The sequence below is a fragment of the Paracoccus sp. (in: a-proteobacteria) genome (assembly GCF_030538495.1).
GTDB lineage: Bacteria > Pseudomonadota > Alphaproteobacteria > Rhodobacterales > Rhodobacteraceae > Paracoccus.
This window is the reverse complement of the sequence record NZ_JAUNTW010000002.1, coordinates 168,330-186,679: the sequence shown is the minus strand read 5'-3', so window position 1 is coordinate 186,679 and position 18,350 is coordinate 168,330. Positions and strand designations below refer to the sequence as shown.

Genomic DNA, 18,350 nt, shown 5'->3' with positions numbered 1-18,350 from the left:
TGTAGTAAAACTTCACCCACCGTAGTTTTACGGAAACGGCCACAGCGCCGCGATGGGAGGAAAACATGACAACATTCTGGATTAAAGGCGGCGTCGCGGCGGTGGCGTTGATGGCGGCGGTTCCCGCAGGGGCGGCCGAACTGGTTTACTGGTCGATGTGGAACGAAAACGAACCGCAGGCCGAGGCGTTGAAACAAATCATGGCGGATTACACCGCCGCGAACCCGGAAACGACCTTTAACGTGGTCTGGAACGGGCGGCAGAACCAGACCAAGCTGCGTCAGGCACTGGCCGCGCAGACTCCGGTCGATCTGATGGATCAGGACAGCGACCAATTGGCGGGCGGTCTGCAATTGCAGGGCCAGTTGCGCGATCTGTCATCGGATCTGACCGATGACGTGAAAAACGCGATGCTGCCGGGGGTGCTGTCGCTTTATGGGCAGGATGATGGCGTGGTCCAGCTGCCCTATATCTATAACACCGTGAATTTCTGGTATGACGCCGAGGCGATGGCCGAGATTGGCGAGCCGCCCGCGACATGGGACGACCTGCTGGCGCTGTGTGGTGCGGCGCGGGACGCGGACACGCATCTGCTGGTGATCGAAGGGAACGTCGCGTTCTATAACGCGGCCTATTTCTCGCATTATCTGGCGCGCAAGAATGGGCCGGATGCGATGCTGACCGCCTTTGCCGACAAAACCGGGCAGGGCTGGAACGATCCGGCGGTGCTCGAGGCCGCGCAGGCGGGCCGTCAGCTGTGGGATGCCGATTGCATCGCGCAGGACGCGCGCGGGTTCCAATACCCTGCCGGTCAGACGACGATCGCGCTGGGCGAAACCGTGGGCGAACTGGTGGGCTCGTGGCTGCCGACGGAACTGTCATCGACCGCTGGCCCCGATTTCCAATGGGGTGCGTTCAATTTCCCCGCTGTGGCGGATGGCAAAGGCAAGGCCACCGATCTAGAGGTCGCGATGGTGTCCATTGCGATCCTGAAAAACGCCCCCCATGCGGATGAGGCGGCGGGTTTCCTGAACCACCTGATGGGGGCCGAGGCACAGGCCATTCTGGCCGAAACCGGCGGCGTCGGCGTGACGCGCAGCGGCGTGGCATGGCCGGGCGCATTGGCCAGTGCCGAAACGTCCGCGGCCGAGGCCACGGCCCTGACCCCCTATGGCGGCGGTCTGAACATCCTCTATCCCGAATTTACGTCGCAGGTGTTGCAGCCGGAATACAACCGCATGTTCCTGGGCGAAACCACGCCGGAACAGTTCGTCGCCCGTCTGGTCGACGAAACCAAAAAATACTGGGACAGCCAGAACTGATCCCGATGGTTGGCCGGGACCACCGGCCAACCCCCTGATGTCATGACAAAAAGGGGCGCGTGATGATCCGCCGCCGCATGGTTGTTCTGTTTCTGGTGCCTGCGCTGGTGCTGTATCTGGGGCTGATGATCCTGCCCGCGATCCAGGCCTTTCAGCTCAGCTTTTATGCGACCAGCGGCTTTGGCGATGATCCGGTCTGGGTGGGTCTGCGCAATTACACGCGGCTGTGGGGCGACCCGATTTTCTGGCGCGCGGTGCGCAATATGCTGACGGTGCTGGTCATCGGCGGCGCGGCGGTGTTCGGGCTGGCGTTTTTGTTTACCATGCTGCTCAGTTCCGGGATGTGGGGGAAGAAATTCTTTCGCGCGCTGATTTTCCTGCCGAATATGATCGCGGTGGTGGCGATTACGACGTTCTGGTCGTTTGTGTTCACGCCGCGTTATGGCCTGCTGACCAATCTGCTTAAGGCGATGGGGCTGGACGGTCTGGCCGCAACGCCGTGGACCGCGCCCGAAAACGTGCTGTCGGCAATGATCGTCGGGCTGGTCTGGGTGTCGGCGGGGTTTTTTACCATTCTGGTGCTGGCCGGAGCCGACAAAATCCCGCAAGATATGTTCGAGGCCGCCCGTCTGGAAGGCGCATCCACCTTTCAGATTTTCCGCTATGTCACCTTGCCGATGATCTGGGACATTGTGACGATTGCGGTGGTGCTGTGGTCGATTCAGGCGATCAAGCTGACCGAATTTCCCTATGCCTTTGGCGGGCCGAATATCGACCAGAACCTGTATACGCCGGCGATTTACCTTTACATTATGGGGTTTGGTCAGCGCGAACCGGTCTATGCGCTGGGCTATGCCTCGGCCATCGGGGTGGCGCTGTTTGTGTTCACGCTGATCACCATTGTCGGCCTGCGCCTGCTGATGAAGCGCGACCGGCTGGAGTATTAAGATGACCCATCCCAGCAACCCATCCATCCGCCGCAAGCCCGTGCGCCGTGGCCGTCTGGGCCGGGCCATCAGCTATCTGATCGTGGCGGGCTGGTCGTTCAGTTCGGTGTTCTTTGTCGTCTGGGTGATTTCGGCATCGCTGAAAACCAACCGGCAATTGTTCCGCGAACCGTGGTCGCTGCCGCTGGATCCGGTCTGGGGCAATTACGTCAAGACATGGGTGTCGAACCGCTTTGGCGATTATTTCCTGAACTCGGCTCTGGTGGTGTCGGCATCCGTTTTGGGCATTTTGATCGTGTCGGTTCCGGCGGCCTATGTGCTGGCGCGGGCGCGGTTCCGGGGGCGGGGCGCGATGTCCAGCTTTTTCGCCTTTGGCATGGGGATTCCCTATCCGTTGCTGTTCGTGCCGATTTTCGTGATCATGAATCAGATGCGGCTGGGCGACAGCCTGACCGGGCTGACGCTGGCCTATATCGCGCTGTCGATCCCGTTTTCGATCTATGTGCTTGAAGGGTTTTTCACGTCCCTGCCGTCGGAATTGGAAAGTGCCGCGGTCATTGACGGCTGTTCGGATTTTCAGGTGTTCCGCCATGTGATGTTGCCGCTGGCCATGCCGGGCATTGCGACGGTGGCGATCCTGAATTTCGTCGGGCTGTGGAACGAATATCAATGGTCGCTGGTCTTGCTGAACAGCCCCGATAACCGCACGCTGTCGCTGGGGATTTATGCGCTGATCACATCCATGCAGTATTCGGGCGGCGATTGGGTGGCGTTGTTTGCGGGCGTGACCATTGTGATGGTGCCGACGGTGGTTCTGTTCATTGCGCTGTCGGAAAAGATGATTTCCGGCATCACCATGGGCGGCGTGAAATGACCGCGACGCTGACCGATGCGCAGGTGATCCTGCCGATGGCGTGGCTTGGCCCACCCTGTCCGATGCCGCGATACCGCTGGCAACAGCCGATCCCGGTCAGCGATGCCCCGCCTGTGGGGTTGCAGGGCGATGAGGTCACCCATCTGTTCGACTGGGGCGCGGACAGCATCCTGCCCTATCAGGTGCAGGACCGTTACGACCGCGATCGGCGCGACGCCGCCCTGCCGGTGCAGCAATTGGAAAACGACCGGTTCCGCGCCCGCATCGCACCGGGTCTGGGCGGGCGGCTGACCAGTTTGTTCGACAAAGCCGCAGGGCGCGAATTGCTGTTCTGCAACCCGGTGTTTCAGCCGGCCAATCTGGCGGCGCTGAATGCGTGGTTTTCGGGCGGGGTGGAATGGAACGGCCTGACGCCGGGTCACAGCCCCACGACATGCAGCCCGGTGTTCACCGCGCGGGTCGATACCGAACATGGCCCGGTGCTGCGGCTGTATGAATTTGACCGCACGACCGAATGTGTCTGGCAGATTGACCTGTTTTTGCCGCCCGGTGATGGGCCGCTGGTCATTCATGGCCGCATTATGAACCCCGGCGATGCGCCTGCGCGGGTCTATTGGTGGACGAATATCGCGGTTGCCACGCCGCCGGGGGGGCGGGTGCTGGCGGCGGCGGATGACAGCATCGAACATGTCTTGCCCGATAACCATCTGGAGCGTTTCGCTTTTCCGCGTGACCCGGACGGGTCCTATCCGGGCAACTGGCGCGGGGCGACGTCGGTGTTCTTTCGCGGCGGCAGGCCGGGGCCGGGGATCATCGCCTGCGTGGATGCGGACGGGCAGGGGCTGGCCCATATCGCGACAGAGGGCCTGCCGGGGCGCAAGTTTTTCTATTTCGGCACCGCGCCGGGCGGGCAGCATTGGATGGATTACCTGTCGCAGCCGGGGCAGGGCGATTATGTCGAACTTCAGGCCGGGATCACCCCGCATCAGAACCAGCGGCGGGAATTGGCGCCGGGGGCGGTGCTGGACTGGACCGCGATTTTGGCCCCCGTCACCGTGCCGGGCGCGCATGGCGATTACCATGCCGCCACTGATGCGCTGACGGCGGCCTGTCCGGGCGGGCTGGAACCGGCGCAGGACTGGATGCGCCGGGTGGCGCAGACCCCGGCGCGGGTGTTGTCCACCGGCGCGCCATGGGGCGGGCGGCATCAGGCGCTGACGGGCCAAACGCTGGCCGCGCATCTGGATTTCACGACCAATCACGCCCCCGATTTCTGGGACGATCTGGCCGCCGGGCGCGCGCCACGCGCGGGATTCCCGGATGGGTTCGCGCTGTCGTCCGCATGGCTGGCGCGGCTGGAGGGGGTGGATGATCCGCGCGCCTCTCTGTTCCGGTCGGTTGCGGCTCTGGATCAGGGCTGTCGGGCGCAGGCCGCGCAACTGGCGCGGATGGCGGGCGATCACTGGATGGCGCATCGGCAATTGGCGCTGTGCGCCGATGACCCGGCGCAGGCGACCGCGCATTACCGCGCCGCATGGGCCGCAGGGGGCGCGCCGGTGTCGCTGGCCGCAGAAATCGCCGAACATCTGCGCCGCCATGACCCCGCCGGTTTTGGCCCGTTCGTCACCAACCTGCCGGCGGCGGCGCGCGATGACGAACGCATCCATCTGGCCCGCGCGCGTCTGGCCGCCGCCGATGGCGATGCCGATACGCTGGCCGATCTGCTGACCCGCCCCTTTGCCACCATCCGCGAAGGCGAAACCGTGACCTGCGAATTATGGGACGCCCTGATCGCCCTGCGTGGACAGGATCCGCGCGACCACCCCTTGCCCCCGCATCTGGATTTCCGAATGCAGCCCGACCCAGAGGAGACCCCGAATGGCCCATGTTGAACTGAAATCCATCAGCAAAAGCTATGGCGGGCATCGGGTCATCGGCGGGGTGGATCTGACGATTGCGGATGGGGAATTTGTCGTGCTGGTCGGCCCGTCGGGCTGCGGCAAATCCACGCTCTTACGCCTGATCGCGGGGCTTGAGGATGTGACCAGCGGGCAGGTGCTGATCGACGGGCAGGATGTGACGACCGCGCCCCCGGTCGCGCGCGGTATCGGCATGGTGTTTCAGTCGTATGCGCTCTATCCCCATATGACGGTGGCCGAAAACATGGGCTTTGGCATGAAAATCGCCGGGATGCCCCGCCGCGACATCGGCCCGCGCGTCCGCGAAGTCGCCACGCTGCTGCAACTGGATCACCTGCTGGACCGCAAGCCCAAGGCGCTGTCCGGCGGTCAGCGTCAGCGGGTCGCGATTGGCCGCACGCTGGTGCGCAACCCGCCGATTTTCCTGTTCGATGAACCGCTGTCCAATCTGGATGCGGCGCTGCGCGGGGATATGCGGGTCGAACTGGCGCAGCTTCATGCGCGGCTGGGCAATACGATGATCTACGTCACCCATGATCAGGTCGAGGCGATGACCCTGGCCGACCGCATCGTCGTGATGCGCGGCGGCGATGTGGAACAGGTCGGCACGCCCTTGGAGCTGTTCAACCACCCCGCCAACCGTTTTGTCGCCGGGTTTCTGGGGCAACCGCCGATGAACTTTGTCCGTGTGACGATGCAGGGCGGGGTGGCGGTGCTGCCGGGCGGTGTCTCGGTTTCGTTGTCCGCCCATGCCGCGCAGGCCACCGAATTGGGCATCCGCCCCGAAGATGTGACGATCCGCCCCGGCGCGCCGGGCGCGCTGACCCTGACCGTTTCTGTGGTCGAACAACTGGGCGATGAAACGATCGCGCATGGCACGCTGGCCGATGGGCAAAAATTCATCGCGCGGCTGGGCAAACAGCATCCCGCGCGGGCGGGCGATGTGCTGCACCTGCTGCCGGATGCGGCGCGGCTGGCGGCTTTTGACGACACGGGCCGCAATCTGCTGGCCCGACCGGCGGGGGCCTGAATGTCCGACCGTGCCACCCAAGGGGCGGGCCGCCCCCCCGATCCGATCCACCTGATTCAGCGCGTGCGCGATCAGGCGGGCGCGCTTAGCCCCGCCCATCAGCGCGTGGCGCGGTTTCTGACCGACGCGCCCGATCATTTCATCCAACTGCCGCTGAATCAGATCGCGGCGCGGGCGGGGGTGTCGGAACCCAGCGTTTTGCGGTTCTGCCGCAGCTTTGGTTACAAAGGTGTCGCGGATTTCCGCATCGCGCTGGCCATGACGCTGGCGCAGGGCGCAGGCACCGATACCGGCCGCATCGAACCCACGGTGTCCGACAAAGCCGTGATGAACCGCCCCCAGAAAGAGGCGATTTCCGCCGCTGCCCTGCATCATCTGGGGGATGCGCAGTCGATCCTCTTGGATGGCGGATCGACGATGCAGGTCTTTGCCCATCATCTGCGCGCGGCCCCGCCGCTGATCGTGATGACCACCGGGCTGAACGTCGCGGGCGTTCTGCATGGCGCGACGCAGCATCAATTGCTGTTGCCCGGCGGCATCCTGCGCCCGCAATCGCAATCTCTGGTCGGTGAATTGGCGGAATCGACGCTGGCGCGGCTGCGGTTTGACATTGTGTTTCTGGGCGCGGACGCCATCGACCCCGATTTCGGCCTGTCCACCTATAACGAGGCCGAGGCGCGCCAGAACGCCCATATGATCGAGGTGGCCGCCCGCGTGATCGTACTGGCCGACAGCACCAAATTCCGCGCGCCGCGTCTGCACCGCTGTTGTGGGCTGGACCGGGTCGATATGATCGTCACCGACGACGCGATTCCCGCCGATATTTACGACCAATTGACCGGGCGCGGCATCAGCGTTATCCGCGCCGCCCTGCCGTGAAAGGAAATATGATGACCCGTTTTGCCACTGAACGCGAAATTCGCCAGCAACCGCAGATTTGGCGCGACTTTGCCCCCGCTCTGGCCGCTGGGGCCGATGATCTGCGCGACTGGATCGCGGCGCGGGGGGTGGATGAAATCTGGTTCTGCGGGGCAGGGACATCGGCCTTTATCGGGGAATCGCTGGCGGCGGCGCTGAATGGCGTGTCGGGGGGGGCGCGGTTCCGCGCGGTGCCGTCGCCCGATCTTGTCGCCCGTCCGCAGGATGTTCTGCACCGCGACCGGGGCGTGCTGGTCGTGTCCTTTGGCCGGTCGGGCAACAGTTCCGAAAGCATCGGCACGCTGGACCTGCTGGACGCGCACGCGCCGGGCTTTGACCGGCTGCACATCACCTGCAACGCCGGATCGGCACTGGCCACGCGCGATATGCCCGACGGCGCGGCAGGACAATGCCGCCGCCTGATCCTGCCCCCGGAAACCGAGGATGCGGGCTTTGCCATGACCTCCAGCTACACAACGATGTATCTGTCGGCGTTGTCGGTTTTTGCCCCGCCGCAGGGGGGCATTTCGGCGCAGCTGCACCGTCTGGCCAATGCGGCGGATGGGGTGATCGCGCGCGGTTTTGACGCGGAACTGGCGATGCCGGAACGCGCGGTGTTTCTGGGCGCGGGGCCTTTGGCCGGGGCTGCGCGCGAATCCGCGCTGAAGGTGCTGGAACTGACCGCGGGGCAGGTGGTGACGATGTTTGACACGCCGCTGGGCTTTCGCCACGGCCCCAAGGCGGTGGTGAACCCGCAGACTCAGGTCTTTGTGCTGGGGTCGGCGGATGCGCAGACTGCGCGCTATGAAACCGACCTGATCGACGAATTGGGCCGTCAATATCACGACGGCATCGCCACCCGGATCGGCCCGTTTGCGGGCTTGGATGATGCGTGGTCGGTGCCGCTGAACGTGATCCCGGCGCAAATCCTGTCGCTGCGCTGGTCTGATACGCTGGGCCTGAACGCCGATGATCCCTTTGCCGGGCGCAATCTGACGCGGGTGGTGTCGGGGGTGACGCTGTATCCGTGGGCGGGGCATCCGGCATGACGCAGGCATCGGGCGGTATTGATGTCGGCGGCACCAAGATCGAAGCGCGCCTGTTTGCCCCCGACATGGCCGAGATCGCGCGTTACCGCATCCCTCTGCCGCGCGGCGATTATGCCGGGATCATCGCCGCTGTCTGCGATATGGTGGGCTGGCTGCGCGGGCAGGGCGGGGATGATCTGGCGGTCGGCATCGGCCTGCCCGGTGTGATCGACCCCGCGACCGGACAGGCGACGACCGCGAACCTGCCCGCCACGGGCCGCCCGATCACCGCTGAAATTGCGGACCGCGCCGGCGGGCGCATCGCATTCGCCAATGATTGCAAGCTGTTCACCCTGTCCGAATCCATCGGCGGCGCGGCGGATGGGGCCGATACGGCGGTCGGGCTGGTCATCGGCACCGGCATCGGCGGCGGCGTCGTGCATCGCGGGCGGCTGGTGACGGGCATGGGCGGCCTGCCGGGTGAGGTCGGCCATATCGCCGCCCCCGCCCATCTGGGCTTGCCGGTGCTGCGCTGCGGCTGTGGCGCTGTGGGCTGTTATGAAACGCTGTTATCGGGCGAAGGCGTGGCGCGGCTGGCGCTGTCCCTGACCGGCGAAGCTGTCCCATCGGTCGATGTGTTCACCCGCGCCGCCGCCGGGGATGCGGCCATGGCGGGCGTTGTCGATCAGTGGTTTGCGCTGCTGGCTGAATTGCTGCTGATCCTGAACCTGACCATCGACCCCGACGTGATCGTTCTGGGCGGCGGCGTGTCCACCGTCCCCGGTCTGGCCGACCGCACGCAAAGCCTGATCGACGCCCGCGTTCTGACCGGCACCCGCGCGCCCCGCATCCGCATTGCGCAATTCGGCGATGCCAGCGGCGCGCGCGGGGCGGCGCTGTTTGCCCTGCAATCATCCACAAAGGAAACGACATGAATCTGCTGCGCGACACCATTTCCCGCAACCGCGCGGGCCAGCCGGTTGCGCTGGCCTCGGTCTGTTCGGCGCATCCGCTGGTTCTGGCCGCGTCCATGCGGCTGGCGGCGGCGTCCGGCCAACCCCTGCTGATCGAGGCAACGTCGAATCAGGTGAACCAGTTCGGCGGCTATACCGGCATGACGCCCGCCGATTTCGTCGCATGGGCGCGGGATATGGCGGTGCAGAACGGGATGGACCCGGCGCGGCTGCATTTCGGCGGCGACCATCTGGGGCCGCAGGTCTGGCGGCGCGAAGATGCGGACACCGCCATGGCCAAGGCCCGCGATCTGATGCGCGCCTTTGTCCGCGCCGGGTTTACCAAAATCCATCTGGATTGTTCCGAAGGCTGCGCGGGCGAACCGGCGCAGGTGGGGGACGCGATCAGCGCCGACCGCGCCGCCGATCTGGCCGCGGTGTGCGAAGGCGCGGCCACCGATCCCGCCGCTCTGTCCTATTGCTTTGGGACCGAGGTTCCGCCCCCCGGCGGCGCCCGCGCCGATGACAACCACGACAGCGTGCCGCCCACCGATCCGCAGGCAGCGGCGGCCACGATTGCGGCGCATCGCGCGGCCTTTGACGCGCGGGGGCTGGGCGGGGCTTGGCCGCGCATGGTCGCCCTGGTCGTGCAGCCGGGGTTAGAGTTCACCCCCGATCACGTCATCCGCTTTGACCGTGACCAGCCCGACCATCTGTCGGCGGCGCTGTCCGACCATCCGGCCATGGCGTTCGAGGCCCATTCCACCGATTATCAGGACGATGCCGTGTTCCGCGATCTGGCACGGCGTCATTTCGCGGTGCTGAAGGTCGGCCCCGCCCTGACCTTTGCGCTGCGCCGCGCGCTCTATGCGCTTGACGGGCTGGCGGCGTGGCGCGGGCAGGGGGTCGGCCTGCCCGCCGTGATGGAGGGGTTGATGCGCGCCGATCCCGGCCCGTGGGCCGCGCATTACGACGCCGAGGGCGAGGCGCTGCGCGATCTGCTGCATTTCGGTTACGCCGACCGGATCCGATACTACTGGACCCGGCCCGAGGCCGTGGCGGCGGTCAATGCGCTGATGGCGGCGCTTGACGGCCCACGCCCCCCCGCGCCGCTGCTGGCCCAGTTTTTCGACGCGGCAACGCTGGAGCGGGCCGAGGCGATCCGCGATGTGCCCTGGGCTGATGCGTTAGTCATGGCCGAAATTCAGGGCGTCCTGATCCCGTATCTGGCCTGTCAGACGGCGGCGTAACGACGCAACGGCTGGCCCCGATGGGGCCAGCGACAATACGCCGTCCCGCGCGATGTCCGTGAAAATTGTGCGGATATTTTTTCTCATCATCAACACAATATCTATGGCAGTGTCAGGATGACCGTCTGAATAAAAGAGCAGGGGCCAATCGTTTGTAATTGTCCACAATGATGGCTGAGTTTTTCGAGCGGCCAAGTCCCACGCTGCCAACCGTCGTCGCTACACGCCAGGATTGTAATTATCCAATAATCTGTATTATGTAACATAACCACCATCCAGCCTTGACAAACCCACATTTACACAGCCCAAAGGCGTGACAGCAATAAATGAGGTTTGCGATGGATTTGCGGCAGATTAGCCCTACGCTTGCGGTTTCGGCGCAGTTGACGCCTGCCGATGTGGCCAGTCTGGCACAGGCCGGTTTCAAGGTTCTGATCAACAACCGCCCCGATGACGAAATCGAGGCTGGTCTGGATCACGACGCCATGGCGGCGGCGGCGGCGGATGCGGGCATGGCCTATCATTACCAGCCGTTCTTTCCGGGTCAGATCACGCCGCAACTGATCGCGGATTTTGGCGCGGCGACGGATGGCGGCGCGCCTGTGGTCGCCTATTGCCGCACGGGCAATCGCTGCACGGTTCTGTGGGCGCTGAATCAGGCTGGGAAAACGCCGGTATCCGAGATTATGGCGACCGCCCATCAGGCCGGTTACGACCTGACCGGCGTTCGGCCGCTGATTGAATCGCTGGCCAATCAGAACCGTTAAGCTGGCACGTCGAGCGCGCGTTTCACATTTGCCGTCCAGCCCAGCAGGTTCAGATCGCCCGCGATGATGGCGGGACGTTTCATAACGCTGGGCTTGGCGGCCATCATGGCGACCGGGTCCGTGCTGCGTTCGTCATCGGACATGACGCGCCATGTCAGACTGGCGCGGTTGATGATTTTTTCACCAAACCGCTGCACCAGATCGGCGCGTTCGTCATCGGTCAGCGGGTCTTTCTGAACATCGCGGAAATCGACGGTCCAGCCATGGTCCTGCAACGCGGCATGCGCCTTTTGGCAGGTCGAGCAATGGCCAAGTCCCAGCATGGTCAATGTCTTGGACATATATCCTCCAAATCAGATGAACGGAACGAATGGCACGCCACAGGCGGACAAGGCCAGCAACAACGCGAAAGCAGCGGTCAGTTTCATATTATCCCTCAAGACGTTACCGGCAGTGTGTCAGGTCGCGACGCGCAGGTCAACGCCCCTGCCCCATCACGGTTCCAGCCACGAAAAAACCCGCCAGCGTCACCACCAGCGGGTTGGTTCCTATCGCCGAAAATCAGTCGATCATCGGCAGCAATTTGTTCAGGCTGTCTTTGGCATCGCCATAGAACATCCGGGTATTTTCCTTAAAGAACAACGGGTTTTCGATCCCGGAATACCCGGTGCCCTGCCCGCGTTTGGACACGAAGACCTGTTTCGCGCGCCACACCTCCAGCACGGGCATACCGGCGATCGGGCTGTTGGGGTCGTCTTGGGCGGCGGGGTTAACGATGTCGTTCGACCCAATCACGATGACCACATCGGTGGATGGGAAATCATCGTTAATTTCGTCCATTTCCAGAACGATGTCATACGGCACCTTGGCCTCGGCCAGCAGCACGTTCATGTGACCGGGCAGACGACCGGCGACGGGGTGGATGGCAAAGCGCACCTCTTTGCCCGATGCGCGCAGTTTGCGGGTCAGTTCGCTGACCGCGCCCTGAGCCTGCGCCACGGCCATGCCGTAACCCGGCACGATCACCACGCTGTCGGCGTCGTTCAGGGCCGCAGCCACGCCGTCGGCGTCGATGGCGATCTGTTCGCCCTCGATTTCCGCCGCCGGGCCGGTTTCACCGCCAAAGCCGCCCAGGATCACCGACACGAAATGCCGGTTCATCGCCTTGCACATGATATAGGACAGGATCGCACCCGACGAACCCACCAAGGCACCGACCACGATCAGCAGGTCATTGCCCAGCGTAAAGCCGATGGCCGCCGCCGCCCACCCGGAATAGCTGTTCAGCATGGACACCACGACCGGCATATCAGCGCCGCCGATGCCCATGATCAGGTGATAGCCGATAAAGAACGCCAGCAGACAGATGACCACCAGCCACAGCACCGCCGGACCCGCGCCCGCCACATAGAGGATGCCCAACAGCAGCGACAGCGCCGCCGCACCCGCGTTCAGCATATGCCCGCCCGGCAGTTTCTTTGGCTTGCCGTCGATCTTGCCCGCCAGCTTGCCATAGGCGACCACCGACCCGGTAAAGGTCACCGCGCCGATGAACACGCCCAGAAACACCTCGATCTTCAGAACGGACAGCTCGGCGGGGGTTTTATGCGCCAGAACGGCGGCAAAGCCACGCAGATGCAGCAGGTGATCGTTCAGACCCAGTGCGAATTCCTGCATCAGGCGCTGCACCCGGCCCAGTTCGAACTGCGCGTTAAAGCCCACGAACACAGCCGCCAGACCGACAAGGCTGTGCATCGCCGCGACCAGTTGCGGCATTTCGGTCATCTGCACGCGCTTGGCCACGACCCAGCCGATCGCGCCGCCCGCGCCGATCATCAGGATCGTCAGCAGCCAATTGCCATAACCCGGCCCGAACAGCGTGGCGATAACGGCCAAAGCCATGCCAACAATGCCATACCAAACGGCGCGTTTCGCGCTTTCCTGGCCCGACAACCCGCCCAAGGCCAGAATGAACAGCACCGCCGCCACGACATACGCCGCCGTGGTAAAGCCATAGGCCGGCAGCGCCGACAAAACGCCATGCCCGACCGGCACGATCACAGGCTCCACGACGGGCGCCATGGGCGGGGTGGTCATCATGGTGTCGGTCACGATCACGGGCGCGGAAAAATTGGTGGTTTGTTCCATGATCCGATCCTTACGATTTCTGGAACATGGCCAGCATACGCCGCGTGACCATGAAGCCGCCAAAGATATTGATGCCCGCCATGAACACCGACAGCGCCGCCAGCAGCACGATCAGCCATGACCCCGAACCGATCTGCATAATCGCGCCCACGATGATGATGGACGAAATCGCATTCGTGATCGCCATCAGGGGCGTGTGCAGCGAATGGCTGACATTCCAGATGACCTGAAAGCCAATGAACACCGCCAGCACGAAGACGATGAAATGTTGCAGGAAACTGGCGGGGGCGAACAGGCCCACAAGCAGCATCAGCGCGGCACCAATCCCCAGCAAGGTGAACTGGCTGCGGGTCTGTGCCTGAAACGCGGCCACCTCGGCGGCGCGGCGTTCGTCGGGGGTCGGCTCTTTTTTCTTTTCCTTGGGCTTTTGCGCCGCGATTGCGGCGATTTTCGGCGGAGGGGGCGGCCATGTCACATCATGGTCATGCGCCACGGTCGCGCCCCGGATCACGTCGTCCTCCATGTTGTGAACGATCACGCCGTCTTTGCCCGGCGTCAGATCGGCCATGAAGTGACGGATGTTGTTGCCATAGAGTTCCGACGCCTGCGCGCCCATGCGCGACGGGAAATCGGTGTAACCGATGATGACAACGCCGTTTTCGGTCACGATGCGTTCGTCGGCCACGGTCAGTTCGCAGTTGCCGCCCTTTTCCGCGGCCAGATCAACGATCACGCTGCCGGGTTTCATCGCGTCCACCATGTCGGCGGTCCACAGAACCGGCGCGTCGCGGCCCGGAATCAGCGCCGTTGTGATCACGATGTCCACTTGCGGGGCCAGTTCGCGGAACTTGGCCAGTTGTTTTTCGCGGAACTCGGGCGATGAGGGCGCGGCATAACCGCCCGTCGCGGCCCCGTCCTGTTGCGATTCTTCGAAATCAAGGAACACAAATTCCGCGCCCATGGATTCGATCTGTTCGGCCACTTCGGGGCGGACATCGAACGCATAGACCTGCGCGCCCAGACTGACCGACGCGCCAATCGCGGCCAGACCGGCCACACCGGCGCCCACGATCAGAACCTTGGCCGGGGGAACCTTGCCCGCCGCCGTCACCTGCCCGGTAAAGAAGCGGCCGAAATTGTTCGCCGCCTCGATCACGGCGCGATAGCCGGCGATGTTGGCCATGGATGACAACGCATCCATTTTCTGCGCCCGGCTGATGCGCGGCACCATATCCATGGCAATCGCGGTCACGCCCTGATCTTTGGCCTGCGCCAGCAATTCCGCGTTTTGCGCGGGATAGAAGAACGAAATGACCGTTTGCCCGTCGCGCATCTGGCCCAATTCGCCGGGGCTGGGCTGACGGACCTTGGCGACCACATCAACCGCGCCGATCAGTTCGGCGGCGGTTTGCGCGACCGTCACGCCCGCTTTTTGATAATCCGCGTCGGAAAAGCCCGCACGGCTGCCCGCATTGGCCTGAATCCAGACCTCATGCCCCAGTTTTTGCAAATGACCCGCAGAGGCTGGCGTAATCGCAACGCGCGCCTCTCCGTCAAAAGTCTCTCTTAGCGCACCGATCTTCATGGTGTCATCGCCCCCCGCATGGTGATTTCGCAGTTGCAAAGTGAATAGCACCGGCGCGCGCGGCTTCACAAGCCTGTCATCGGTTCACTTCACCGGAAAGAACCAGTTGTTTGGGATCTGCGCATCAAAAAACCCAAAGGCCGGGGGCCTTTGGGTTGTGTTTTGGGGTGCCGCGCGATCAGTTGGTCGGCGCAGGCGTGACCGGCACGGTGGTGGTGCTGGTCGCCGGTGCGGGGGTCGGTTCCACGGTGATGGCCGACGGCGCGGGGGTCGCCGGAGTGGTGGCCGGTGCCGGGGTCGTGGTCGGCGTGGTCAACGCATCTGACACGGCGTTTTGCACGGCGGCGGCGGCCTCGGATGCGGTTTCGGCTGCGGCCTCGGCGGTGTCCTGGGCGGCTTGCGCGGCCTCGGTCAGGCCAGCTTCGGCAGCCTCAACGGCGGATGCAGCAGCCGCTTCAGCGGTTTCAGCCGCGCGTTCAGCGGTTTCTGCGGCGCTGTCGGCGGCTGCGGCGACGCTGTTTTCTGCGGCCTCGGTTGCGGCTTGCGCGTCCGCTGCGGCCTGTTCGGCGGCCGCTTCAGCCGATGCCGCGGCGGCTTCGGCTTCGGTCTCAACCGTTTCGACGGCGGTTTCAGCCTCGGTCACGACCGGCGCCGCCGGGGCGTCCTGCGTCGTGGTCACGGTCGTGTCTGCCACCGGCGTGTCGTTGCCGGTGAACCGCGTCACAATGAAATAGGCCAAGGCCAACGCAACCAGCACCCCGATAATCAGCGGCAGCGCCGAAGATTGGGTTTTCACCGGCTCGACATAGACGTCTTCGCGCTTTTGCGGTTCGTTCGGATTATGGGTCATGTTCGTCTCCTGACACATCATTTGTTGGGTTGGGTTGTGCGCGACCGGGGGGATGCTGTCAATTCCCACACCAAACGCACCGCTTGCGACGCGGCGTTCTGCGCTTTAACACAACAGCATCAGTTCAGTTCCGCCACGGCGCGACGTTTCGCGTCACAATCAGCGAAAGCCCGCCATGACGCAGCCCAACCCGGTTCACCACCTGTCCGATTACACCCCGTTTCCGTTCATCCTGACGCAAACGCGGCTTGAGTTTGACCTGCACCCGACCCGCACCACGGTGACGGCGCAATTGTCGTTCACCCCACGCGCCGGACGCGCGGATCTGGTGCTGGACGGCGGCGCGGGGGTGGATCTGCGGCTGCTGACGATCGACGGGCAGGCGGTTGATGGCGATGCCGTGACCGTCACGAATGAACGCCTGATCATCGCCGCCGCCGCCCTGCCCGACCGCGATTTCACGCTGGAAACGCAGGTCGTCATCAACCCCACGGCCAACACCACCTGCGAAGGGCTGTATCTGTCCGGCGGCATTTACTGCACCCAATGCGAGGCCGAAGGCTTCCGCCACATCACCTTTTATCCCGACCGGCCCGATGTGATGGCTCCGTTCCACGTCACCATCCGCAGCGATCAGCCGGTGGAATTGTCCAACGGCGAACGCGGCCTGTCCGATGGCACGGGTTCGGTCTGGATCGACCCATGGCCGAAACCCTGTTACCTGTTTGCTCTGGTCGCGGGTGATCTGGTCGCGGTCCGCGACAGCTTTACTACCAAATCCGGCAACCCCACGGCGCTGAATGTCTGGGTGCGTCCCGGCGATCAGGACCGCGCATGGTTCGCATTGGAATCGCTGATCAAATCCATGAAATGGGACGAAGACGTTTACGGCCGCGAATACGATCTGAACGAATTTAATATCGTCGCCGTGGATGATTTCAACATGGGCGCGATGGAAAACAAAGGGCTGAACATCTTTAACAGCAAACTGGTGCTGGCCAGCCCCGACACCGCCACCGACACCGATTACGAACGGATCGAGGCGGTGATCGCGCATGAATATTTCCACAACTGGACCGGCAACCGCATCACCTGCCGCGACTGGTTCCAGCTGTGCCTGAAAGAAGGGCTGACCGTGTTCCGCGATCAGCAATTCACCAGCGACCTGCGTTCCGCCGCCGTCAAACGGATCGAGGATGTGCGCCTGCTGCGCAACCGCCAGTTCCGCGAAGATGCGGGACCGCTGGCCCATCCCCCGCGCCCCGATCATTACGAAGAAATCAACAATTTCTACACCGTAACCGTCTATGAAAAAGGGGCCGAGGTGATCGGCATGTTGAAACGGCTGGTCGGCGACGACGGCTATCGTGCCGCGCTTGACCTGTATTTCGACCGCCACGATGGCGACGCCGCCACGATTGAAGACTGGTTGCAGGTCTTTACCGACGCCACGGGCCGCGACATGACGCAATTCAGCCGCTGGTATTTCGACGCCGGCACCCCCACCCTGCGCATGGCCGAGGATTGGGCCGACGGCACCCTGACCCTGACCTTTGACCAGCACACCGCCCCCACCCCCGGCCAACCGGACAAAGCGCCGCGCGTGATCCCCATTGCCGTGGGCCTGATCGGCCAGAACGGCGATGAAATCATGCCGACCCGTATTCTGGAAATGACGGATTCGCGGCAAAGCTTCACCTTTGACGGGCTTGGCGCGCGTCCGGTTGTGTCGGTGCTGCGCGGTTTTTCGGCGCCGGTGGTGCTGGAACGCGCCATTGACGATGACACGCGGGCGTTTTTGCTGGCGCATGACACCGACCCCTTCGCCCGCTGGGATGCGGGGCGCGATCTGGCTATGTCCGCGCTGATCCAACTGGCGCAGGGGCATGACGCCGGCGCGGCTTGGGTCGATGCCATCGGTCGCCTGCTGACGGATGACAGCGCCGATCCGGCCTTCCGCGCCCTGTGCCTGTCGCTGCCAGCCGAAGATGACATCGCCACGGCTCTGCACAACACCGGCGTCACCCCCGATCCCGATGCCATCCATCAGGCCCGCGAAACGCTGGCCAAACGCGCGGCCGAGGCGCATCACGACATTCTGGCGCGGATTTACGACGCTATGGCGGTGCCGGGCGACTACAGCCCCGATGCAACATCCGCCGCGCGCCGGTCGCTGCGTCTGGCGGCGCTGTCGCTGCTGTCGCGTCTGGATGGCGGCACCCGCGCCGAAGCCCTGTTCAACAACGCCACCAACATGACCGAACGCATGGGCGCTTTGGCCGCGCTGATCGCGCAGAACCGCGCCGATCAGGCGCTGCAAACGCTGCATGATCAATTCCATGACAACCGGCTGGTGATGGATAAATGGTTCATGGTGCAGCCCATGGCCGCCGATCCGGCCCGCGCGGTCGCGCTGTCCACCGAACTGGCCGCGCGCGCCGATTTCGACTGGAAAAACCCCAATCGTTACCGCGCATTGCTGGGCGGGCTGGCGGCCAATCATGCGGGCTTTCACGCAGGCGACGGGTCGGGCTATGACTTTACCGCCGATTGGGTGATCCGCATGGACGCGGTAAATCCACAAATCGCGGCGCGCATGTCCACGGCCTTTGAAACCTGGCCCCGCTATGACGCCACGCGCCGCGCCCATGCCGTTGCTGCGCTGAACCGGATTGCGGCGACGGACGGCCTCAGCCGGAACACGCGGGAAATGGTCAGCCGCATGATCGCGGCAGGCGCATGACGCGAGTATCTTCTGC

The 18,350-nt window shown here is 64.0% G+C and carries 15 protein-coding genes; 11 read left to right on the top strand and 4 right to left on the bottom strand.

Annotation, left to right across the window (positions count from 1 at the left end):
* Nucleotides 1-65 precede the first annotated feature (65 nt).
* The 10 genes from Q4G20_RS02495 (at nt 66) to Q4G20_RS02450 (ending at nt 11,008) form a co-directional block, all read left to right on the top strand.
* Complete coding sequence (locus Q4G20_RS02495; protein ID WP_303341754.1) at nt 66-1,322, top strand: ABC transporter substrate-binding protein; 1,257 nt, start codon at nt 66-68, stop codon at nt 1,320-1,322.
* 62 nt (nt 1,323-1,384) lie between these two features.
* Entirely contained in the window at nt 1,385-2,269 is an 885-nt protein-coding gene (locus tag Q4G20_RS02490; protein ID WP_303341753.1) for a carbohydrate ABC transporter permease, read from the top strand.
* A gap of 1 nt (nt 2,270) precedes the next feature.
* Nucleotides 2,271-3,143: a carbohydrate ABC transporter permease gene (locus tag Q4G20_RS02485; protein WP_303341752.1), complete on the top strand. Its 873-nt coding sequence runs from the start codon at nt 2,271-2,273 to the stop codon at nt 3,141-3,143.
* On the top strand, nt 3,140-5,035 hold the full coding sequence (locus Q4G20_RS02480) for a DUF5107 domain-containing protein (protein WP_303341751.1): 1,896 nt from the start codon (nt 3,140-3,142) through the stop codon (nt 5,033-5,035). Before Q4G20_RS02485 ends, Q4G20_RS02480 begins: the two co-directional genes overlap by 4 nt.
* Nucleotides 5,022-6,092: an ABC transporter ATP-binding protein gene (locus tag Q4G20_RS02475; protein ID WP_303341750.1), complete on the top strand. Its 1,071-nt coding sequence runs from the start codon at nt 5,022-5,024 to the stop codon at nt 6,090-6,092. Before Q4G20_RS02480 ends, Q4G20_RS02475 begins: the two co-directional genes overlap by 14 nt.
* Nucleotides 6,093-6,971 carry a transcriptional regulator gene (locus Q4G20_RS02470; RefSeq protein ID WP_303341749.1) on the top strand — a complete coding sequence of 293 codons (879 nt, stop codon included), beginning with the start codon at nt 6,093-6,095 and terminating at the stop codon, nt 6,969-6,971.
* A gap of 11 nt (nt 6,972-6,982) precedes the next feature.
* Nucleotides 6,983-8,059, top strand: coding sequence for an SIS domain-containing protein (locus Q4G20_RS02465; RefSeq protein WP_303341748.1), 1,077 nt, complete (start codon nt 6,983-6,985; stop codon nt 8,057-8,059).
* Nucleotides 8,056-8,973, top strand: coding sequence for an ROK family protein (locus tag Q4G20_RS02460; protein WP_303341747.1), 918 nt, complete (start codon nt 8,056-8,058; stop codon nt 8,971-8,973). Before Q4G20_RS02465 ends, Q4G20_RS02460 begins: the two co-directional genes overlap by 4 nt.
* On the top strand, nt 8,970-10,241 hold the full coding sequence (locus Q4G20_RS02455) for a class II D-tagatose-bisphosphate aldolase, non-catalytic subunit (protein ID WP_303341746.1): 1,272 nt from the start codon (nt 8,970-8,972) through the stop codon (nt 10,239-10,241). The genes Q4G20_RS02460 and Q4G20_RS02455 overlap by 4 nt, the downstream gene beginning before the upstream one ends.
* A 338-nt stretch (nt 10,242-10,579) precedes the next feature.
* Nucleotides 10,580-11,008, top strand: a complete 429-nt coding sequence (locus tag Q4G20_RS02450; RefSeq protein WP_303341745.1) for a TIGR01244 family sulfur transferase — start codon at nt 10,580-10,582, stop codon at nt 11,006-11,008.
* Here Q4G20_RS02450 and Q4G20_RS02445 read toward each other — a convergent pair.
* The 4 genes from Q4G20_RS02445 to Q4G20_RS02430 all read right to left on the bottom strand — a co-directional run bounded on the left by Q4G20_RS02445 (nt 11,005) and on the right by Q4G20_RS02430 (nt 15,591).
* Nucleotides 11,005-11,349, bottom strand: a complete 345-nt coding sequence (locus tag Q4G20_RS02445) for an arsenate reductase family protein (RefSeq protein WP_303341744.1) — start codon at nt 11,347-11,349, stop codon at nt 11,005-11,007. The genes Q4G20_RS02450 and Q4G20_RS02445 overlap by 4 nt on opposite strands.
* 220 nt (nt 11,350-11,569) lie before the next feature.
* Nucleotides 11,570-13,156 (bottom strand): NAD(P)(+) transhydrogenase (Re/Si-specific) subunit beta, encoded by a 1,587-nt coding sequence (locus tag Q4G20_RS02440; RefSeq protein ID WP_303341743.1) that lies wholly within the window; start codon nt 13,154-13,156, stop codon nt 11,570-11,572.
* A 10-nt stretch (nt 13,157-13,166) separates the two neighbouring features.
* Nucleotides 13,167-14,741, bottom strand: coding sequence for a Re/Si-specific NAD(P)(+) transhydrogenase subunit alpha (locus tag Q4G20_RS02435; protein ID WP_303341742.1), 1,575 nt, complete (start codon nt 14,739-14,741; stop codon nt 13,167-13,169).
* 178 nt (nt 14,742-14,919) lie between these two features.
* Complete coding sequence (locus Q4G20_RS02430) at nt 14,920-15,591, bottom strand: hypothetical protein (protein ID WP_303341741.1); 672 nt, start codon at nt 15,589-15,591, stop codon at nt 14,920-14,922.
* A gap of 175 nt (nt 15,592-15,766) precedes the next feature.
* Between Q4G20_RS02430 and pepN the strand changes: the two genes are divergently transcribed.
* Nucleotides 15,767-18,334, top strand: a complete 2,568-nt coding sequence (gene pepN / locus Q4G20_RS02425; RefSeq protein WP_303341740.1) for an aminopeptidase N — start codon at nt 15,767-15,769, stop codon at nt 18,332-18,334.
* Nucleotides 18,335-18,350: the final 16 nt, after the last annotated feature.

Coding starts and splice junctions, on each gene's coding strand:
- Q4G20_RS02495 (WP_303341754.1), top strand. CDS start 66: ATGACAACATTCTGGATTAAAGGCGGCGTCGCGGCGGTGGCGTTGATG.
- Q4G20_RS02490 (WP_303341753.1), top strand. CDS start 1,385: ATGATCCGCCGCCGCATGGTTGTTCTGTTTCTGGTGCCTGCGCTGGTG.
- Q4G20_RS02485 (WP_303341752.1), top strand. CDS start 2,271: ATGACCCATCCCAGCAACCCATCCATCCGCCGCAAGCCCGTGCGCCGT.
- Q4G20_RS02480 (WP_303341751.1), top strand. CDS start 3,140: ATGACCGCGACGCTGACCGATGCGCAGGTGATCCTGCCGATGGCGTGG.
- Q4G20_RS02475 (WP_303341750.1), top strand. CDS start 5,022: ATGGCCCATGTTGAACTGAAATCCATCAGCAAAAGCTATGGCGGGCAT.
- Q4G20_RS02470 (WP_303341749.1), top strand. CDS start 6,093: ATGTCCGACCGTGCCACCCAAGGGGCGGGCCGCCCCCCCGATCCGATC.
- Q4G20_RS02465 (WP_303341748.1), top strand. CDS start 6,983: ATGACCCGTTTTGCCACTGAACGCGAAATTCGCCAGCAACCGCAGATT.
- Q4G20_RS02460 (WP_303341747.1), top strand. CDS start 8,056: ATGACGCAGGCATCGGGCGGTATTGATGTCGGCGGCACCAAGATCGAA.
- Q4G20_RS02455 (WP_303341746.1), top strand. CDS start 8,970: ATGAATCTGCTGCGCGACACCATTTCCCGCAACCGCGCGGGCCAGCCG.
- Q4G20_RS02450 (WP_303341745.1), top strand. CDS start 10,580: ATGGATTTGCGGCAGATTAGCCCTACGCTTGCGGTTTCGGCGCAGTTG.
- Q4G20_RS02445 (WP_303341744.1), bottom strand. CDS start 11,349: ATGTCCAAGACATTGACCATGCTGGGACTTGGCCATTGCTCGACCTGC.
- Q4G20_RS02440 (WP_303341743.1), bottom strand. CDS start 13,156: ATGGAACAAACCACCAATTTTTCCGCGCCCGTGATCGTGACCGACACC.
- Q4G20_RS02435 (WP_303341742.1), bottom strand. CDS start 14,741: ATGAAGATCGGTGCGCTAAGAGAGACTTTTGACGGAGAGGCGCGCGTT.
- Q4G20_RS02430 (WP_303341741.1), bottom strand. CDS start 15,591: ATGACCCATAATCCGAACGAACCGCAAAAGCGCGAAGACGTCTATGTC.
- pepN (WP_303341740.1), top strand. CDS start 15,767: ATGACGCAGCCCAACCCGGTTCACCACCTGTCCGATTACACCCCGTTT.